Genomic DNA, 6,351 nt, shown 5'->3' with positions numbered 1-6,351 from the left:
TAATTTTTATTTTATATTAAATAATCTCTTTGCATTTTCCTTAGTAGCTTCACAGACTTTTTCATAAGATATTCCCTTTTCTTGAGCTATCTTATCTGCGACGAATGCTACTAATGATGGGTCATTTCTTTTACCTCTATGTGGCTCTGGAGCCATATATGGAGAATCAGTTTCTATTAATAAGTACTCTAAAGGTATTTCTTTTGCAACTTCTCTAGTTTTCTTATTATTTTTAAAAGTAACTGTTCCTGGTATTGAAATATAACATCCCATTTTTACATATTCTCTTGCTAATTCTACATTTCCACTATAACAGTGAAGTACACATCCTATTTCCGGAGATTTAGTATTTTTGATTATCTCAAAAGTATCTTGATGCGCATCTCTATCATGTATTATTATAGGAAGTTTTAATTCATTAGCAAGTTCAATTTGTTTTTTAAACCATTCTTTTTGAATTTCTCTAGGAGAATTATCATAGTAATAATCTAGTCCTATTTCTCCTATTGCAACTACCTTTTCATTTTCAGTAGCTAATTTTCTTAAAGTATCTATAGCAGTGTCATCTAAGTCTTTTACATCATGTGGATGTACTCCAACTGCTGCATATATAAAATCATATTTATTAGCAAGCTCTACACTAGATATAGATGTTTCTATATCAGCACCTGGATTTAATACTAAATCCACGTGCTCTTCTTGTAATTTTTTTATTAATGCTTCTCTATCTTCATCAAATCTTGGATCATTTAAATGTGCATGTGAGTCAAATAACATAGTTTTCACTCCTTAACGAACTTCGCATCCTGAATTTGCACCAGTAGCAACTGGTACTATTAAGTCGTCTCCATCATTTCCAGCAGCTAATATCATACCTTGAGATTCAACACCTCTTAACTTAACTGGCTTTAAGTTACATACAACTATAACGTCTTTTCCAACCATTTCTTCTGGCTTGTACCATTTAGCTATTCCAGATACTATTTGTCTTGTTTCTGGTCCAACTTTAACTTGAGATACTAATAATCTATCAGCTTTTGGATGTTTTTCACAGCTTAATATCTTACCAACTCTAAGTTCAACTTTATCTAAATCATCTATTGTTATATTCTCTTTGTGCTCTATTGGTTCTTCCTTAGGCTCATCTTTTTTTTCAGAGAATAATTCATTTAATTCTTCTACTTCTTTTTCTATATCTAATCTTGGGAATAAAGCTTCACCTTTATGAACTTTAGTATTTTCATCTATAAGTCCGAAAGTCTTAACACTTTCCCAAGTTTTTAAGTTTTCATCAGTTATTCCTAATTGATCGTATATCTTATTAGCTGTAGCGTTCATTATTGGATTTATTAATGTAGCAACTATTCTTATAGATTCACATAAGTTGTATAAAACTGTGTCTAACTCACCTTTTTTAGCTTCATCTTTAGCTAAAGCCCAAGGCATAGTTTCATCTATATACTTATTAGTTCTTCTTATTAATTTCCAAGCACTTTCTAATGCTTCATTAAATTGAAGTTTATTCATTTCTACTTCAAAGTTTTCTACTGATAATTTAGCAGTTTCTTTTAAGCTTTCATCAAATGAAGTAGCTACATTTGCCATTGGTATTATACCATCATTGTATTTTTCAACCATAGAAACAGTTCTGCTTACTAAGTTTCCTAAATCATTAGCAAGGTCTGAGTTAAGTCTTGTTACAAAGTTTCTATGAGTATAGTTTCCATCTTGACCAAATGCAAATTCTCTTAATAAGAAGTATTTTAATGCATCTACTCCATATCTTTCTATCATTTGCTCTGGGTAAACTATGTTTCCTTTTGATTTACTCATTTTATCGTTATCGAATAATATCCATCCATGTCCGTATACTTGTGTAGGAACTTCTTCTCCTAATGCCATAAGTATTGCTGGCCATATTATAGTATGGAATCTCATTATTTCTTTACCTACTATATGAACGTTAGCCGGCCAGAATTTTTTGTACTCAGCGTCATTTTCGCTCATATATCCTAAAGCTGTTATGTAGTTGCATAATGCATCTACCCAAACATATATAACATGTTTCTCGTCAAACGGTACTTTTATACCCCAGTCAAAAGTTGTTCTAGTTACACATAAGTCTTCTAATCCTTTATCTAAGAAGTTTGCAACCATTTCGTTCTTTCTTGATACTGGGAAACAGAAGTTAGGGTCAGCAAATAATTCTCTTAATCTATCTTCGTATTTTGATAATTTAAAGAAGTAAGCTTCTTCTTTAGCATCATAAGTTTCTCTTCCACAGTCTGGACACTTATTTCCTTCTAATAATTGAGATTCTGTCCAGAAACTTTCACATGGAGTACAGTACTTACCTTCATAAGCACCTTTATATATATCACCTTGCTCATATAACTTAGTGAATATTTTTTGTATTATAACTTTATGTCTATCTTGTGTAGTTCTTATGAAATCATCATATGATATGTCCATAGTTTTCCATAATTTTTGTATATCTGCTATCATTCCATCTAAGTATTCTATTTCAGTCATACCTTTTTCTCTAGCAGTTTTTTGTATTTTTTCTCCGTGCTCATCTGTTCCTGTTAAGAACTTTACATCGTACCCACAGAAACGCTTGAATCTAGCTATTGCATCTGCTGCAACAGTTGTATAAGTATGTCCTATATGTAAGTTACCACTTGGATAGTATATAGGAGTTGTTACGTAAAAGCTTGGTTTTGTCATTGTTTTTCCTCCTCTTATGTAGAAATAAATATTAAAAAACTCGCCTCCTATGAACATTCATAGGGGCGAGATTATTCGCGGTACCACCCTAATTTATCTAAATCTGTATTATAGAGTTATAACTATAATGTTTAGATATCTTAATAGACTATAACGGGTCTAATCGTTTTATCTTAAAGATAGAAAATCTATCATTCGGATAAAAAGCTCTGAGGCCATCTTCAATAATTACTTTAACGCTAGCTTTCACCTATTCTAGCTCTCTGTAGAAAAAGCTCTTATTTACTCTTCTCTTCTTCGCTTTATACATTTGTATGTTTTACTACAATAATATATTTTATACATATTATTATATCTTATTTTTTATATGTTAAAACTAATTATAAAAAATTTCAAATCTTATGTAAATAGTTTTTTATCTTTCATTATCTAATTATATCATATACTAATTTGCTTATACAAACATTATATAACATATGAATACAGATGCTATAACACCTACTACATGGCTTATCATTGCACAAGTTAATGTATGTCTAGTATTTTTTATCTTTAAGCTACCATAGTAAATTGCCATAGTATAAAATATTGTTTCAGATGCTCCTACTATTGTAGCACCCATCCGTTCAATAATAGTATCAATTCCAACCCTTTGTGCAAGTTCTGTATACATTCCTAAGGCTCCACTACCTGATAAAGGCTTAACTATTATTAATCCTATTAATTCCTTTGGTATGCTCATTAGCTTTGCTATAGGCTGAAATATAAACTCTAAAACCTCTATTCCTCCACCAGTTTTAAATATTCCTATAGCTAGAAATATTCCTATTATATTTGGTGCTATCGACCAAGCTGATTTTAACCCATCAACTGCTCCTTTTACAAAGCTATCATATATATCTATTTTTTTAGATTTTCCGTAAATTACTATGTAAAGTATTATAAGCGGCACTAATATATTAGAAAATAACTCCATTATCTTTTCCTCCCTTGTAGTAATTTACAGCTTACCACAGCTACTATAGTAGACATAGTCGTTGCAAATAAGGTTGTAAGTATAATATCACTTGGACTTTGGGCTCCCATATCTAATCTAACTTTAAGCATAGTAAATGGTATTATTTGAATTGATGATATATTTATTACTAAAAACATAATCATGTCATTTGTGGCTGTATCTTTTTTATGATTTAATGTTTGTAATTCTTCCATTGCTTTAAGACCAAAAGCTGTTGCTCCGTTACCTGCTCCTACCATATTAAGTGCCATATTCATTACCATATAAGACATTGCTTTATGCCCCTTAGGTATTGATGGAAACAATTTTCTCATTATAGGGTTTAACTTATTTCCTATTTTATCTATTAATCCTGAGTCTTTAGCAATATTCATTATTCCCATCCAAAGTGCCATTACTCCTGCTAAACTTATAGCAAACTCTACTCCCCTCGAAGCTTCATTTAATATAACTTTATTTAATTCTCCTAAGTTATTGGTTATTATACTTCCTACTATTCCTATGGAAATCATGTAAAACCAAATTCTTCCCATTAAAATCCCCCCTTATTATTATAATTTTATGAAGCTTGGTCTATACTTTATACTTGAAAGTTCCACTATATTATGATTTAGTATAATTATGGGGTTTTTTATAATTTTTTAACATTAAGGAGAGATACTATGAAAAATTTAACACTTCTTACAGACTTATATCAGCTTACGATGTTAAATGGGTATTTTGAAAAGAACATACATGAAGATATTGTTGTCTTTGATATGTTTTTTAGAAAAAATGCCTGTAATGGCGGATATACTATAGTCTGTGGTATAGAACAATTTGTGGAGTACATAAATAATATTCATTTTTCAGAAGATGATTTAGATTACTTAAAAAGTCTAAACCTTTTCTCTGATGATTTTTTAATATTTTTAAAAGATTTTAAATTTACAGGGGATATATATGCTGTTGAAGAAGGAACTATAATGTTTCCTAACGAGCCTATACTTACAGTAAAAGCTCCTTTATATCAAGCTCAACTTATAGAAACAGCTTTACTTACAATAATAAACTTCCAATCACTTATTGCAACTAAAGCATCTAGAGTATGCTTTGCAGCACAAGGCGATCCTGTATTTGAATTTGGTCTTCGTCGTGCGCAAGGTCCCGATGCTGGTACATATGGTGCTAGAGCTGCTATAATAGGAGGATGTTCAGCTACTGCTAATGTTTTAGCAGGTAAAATGTTTAATATTCCTGTAGTAGGAACTCAAGCTCATAGTTGGGTTCAAAAATTTGATACTGAAATAGAGGCTTTTAGAGCTTATGCTGATATTTATCCTGATAAATGCTTACTTTTAGTTGATACTTATAATGTACTAAATAGTGGGCTGCCTAATGCAATAGAAGTTTTCAAAGAATTAAGAGAAAAAGGACACAAACCATTAGGTATAAGACTTGACTCTGGTGATTTAAAATATTTATCTAATCAATGTAAAGAAGCTTTAGATAAAGAAGGATTTACAAACATAAGTATAACTGCATCTAATGACCTTGATGAGTATACTATAGCTTCATTAAAGGCTGATGGTGCGTCTGTAAATTCTTGGGGTGTTGGTACTAAACTAATAACTTCATCTGATTCACCTTCACTTGGAGGAGTTTATAAATTAGCTGCTTTATTAAATGATGGAGATTTCGAACCTAAGATAAAATTATCAGAAGATCCAGAAAAAATAAGTAATCCTGGCTATAAGAAAGTGTTTAGAATATATAATGAAGAAAATAAAGCTGAGGCAGATTTAATAATGCTTCACAATGAGAATATAGATGAAAGTAAACCTTTAACTATATTCCATCCTACTTATACTTGGAAAACTAAGTCTTTTAAAAACTACACTATTAAAGAATTACTTAAACCTTTATTTATTAATGGTGAATGTAAATATGAAAAGAAAAGCGTTATGGAAATTAGAAACTATGTAAAAAATGAACTTGATTCTTTATGGGAAGAATATAGAAGACTTTCTAATCCTCAAACGTATAAAGTTGATTTATCAAGAGACCTTTGGTATTTAAAAAATAAAATGATAGATGCAAAAAAATATATAAAACACAATAGTTAAGGGGGCAACAATATGGATATTACAGATTACAAGATTATAGAAATACTTCAAAATGAAGGTAGAATATCTATGAAAGATTTAGGAAAAATAGTAGGTTTAACTTCTCCAGCTGTTTCTGAAAGAGTTAAAAGATTAGAAGAATCAGGTGTTATAGAAGGATATAAAGCTATGGTTAATCCTAATGCTTTAGGTAGAGTTATAAAAGCATTTGTTAACATTTCCTTACCTAGTAATAAATACCATGAATTTTTAGAAGCTGCTCGTAAAGATCCTAGAATAGTAGAATGTCATCACATTACAGGAGATGACTGCTTACTTTTAAAAGTTATAGTTAAAGATATGTATGAATTAGAAAGTGTAATAGATGCTATAAAAAAAGTTGGAACAACTAAAACTTCTGTTATATTATCAACTCCAATACAATCTAAATCTATACTATAAACTAAAATAATAGTATAAAAGGCTATAAAAAGCTTAATATAAAATAAGCTTTTTATAGCC

6 protein-coding genes and 1 other annotated feature are annotated in these 6,351 nt (G+C 30.1%); of the genes, 2 read left to right on the top strand and 4 right to left on the bottom strand.

Translation table 11 applies throughout. The annotated features are described in order from the left end of the window. Positions 1 to 6: 6 nt before the first annotated feature. From G3997_RS00095 to G3997_RS00080, 4 genes are all read right to left on the bottom strand, one after another. Positions 7 to 777, bottom strand: coding sequence for a TatD family hydrolase (locus G3997_RS00095; RefSeq protein ID WP_296646124.1), 771 nt, complete (start codon positions 775 to 777; stop codon positions 7 to 9). A gap of 12 nt (positions 778 to 789) precedes the next feature. Further along, positions 790 to 2,727, bottom strand: a complete 1,938-nt coding sequence (metG, locus tag G3997_RS00090; protein WP_296646119.1) for a methionine--tRNA ligase — start codon at positions 2,725 to 2,727, stop codon at positions 790 to 792. 58 nt (positions 2,728 to 2,785) lie between these two features. Next, positions 2,786 to 3,034, bottom strand: a binding site (T-box leader). 147 nt (positions 3,035 to 3,181) lie between these two features. Then, positions 3,182 to 3,703 carry a spore maturation protein gene (locus G3997_RS00085; RefSeq protein ID WP_296646114.1) on the bottom strand — a complete coding sequence of 174 codons (522 nt, stop codon included), beginning with the start codon at positions 3,701 to 3,703 and terminating at the stop codon, positions 3,182 to 3,184. Further along, on the bottom strand, positions 3,703 to 4,278 hold the full coding sequence (locus tag G3997_RS00080; protein ID WP_296646110.1) for a nucleoside recognition domain-containing protein: 576 nt from the start codon (positions 4,276 to 4,278) through the stop codon (positions 3,703 to 3,705). The genes G3997_RS00085 and G3997_RS00080 overlap by 1 nt, the downstream gene beginning before the upstream one ends. A gap of 129 nt (positions 4,279 to 4,407) precedes the next feature. Between G3997_RS00080 and G3997_RS00075 the strand changes: the two genes are divergently transcribed. Then, on the top strand, positions 4,408 to 5,850 hold the full coding sequence (locus G3997_RS00075) for a nicotinate phosphoribosyltransferase (protein WP_296646105.1): 1,443 nt from the start codon (positions 4,408 to 4,410) through the stop codon (positions 5,848 to 5,850). Between the two features lie 12 nt (positions 5,851 to 5,862). Next, the gene (locus tag G3997_RS00070) at positions 5,863 to 6,291 is read left to right on the top strand and encodes an Lrp/AsnC family transcriptional regulator (protein ID WP_296646101.1); all 429 of its coding nucleotides are present in this window, start codon (positions 5,863 to 5,865) and stop codon (positions 6,289 to 6,291) included. Positions 6,292 to 6,351: the final 60 nt, after the last annotated feature.

It is taken from the genome of Romboutsia sp. 13368, from assembly GCF_018336475.1.
GTDB lineage: Bacteria > Bacillota > Clostridia > Peptostreptococcales > Peptostreptococcaceae > Romboutsia.
Note: the sequence above shows the minus strand (reverse complement) of the source record. Positions and strands in the feature narration are given on the sequence as shown.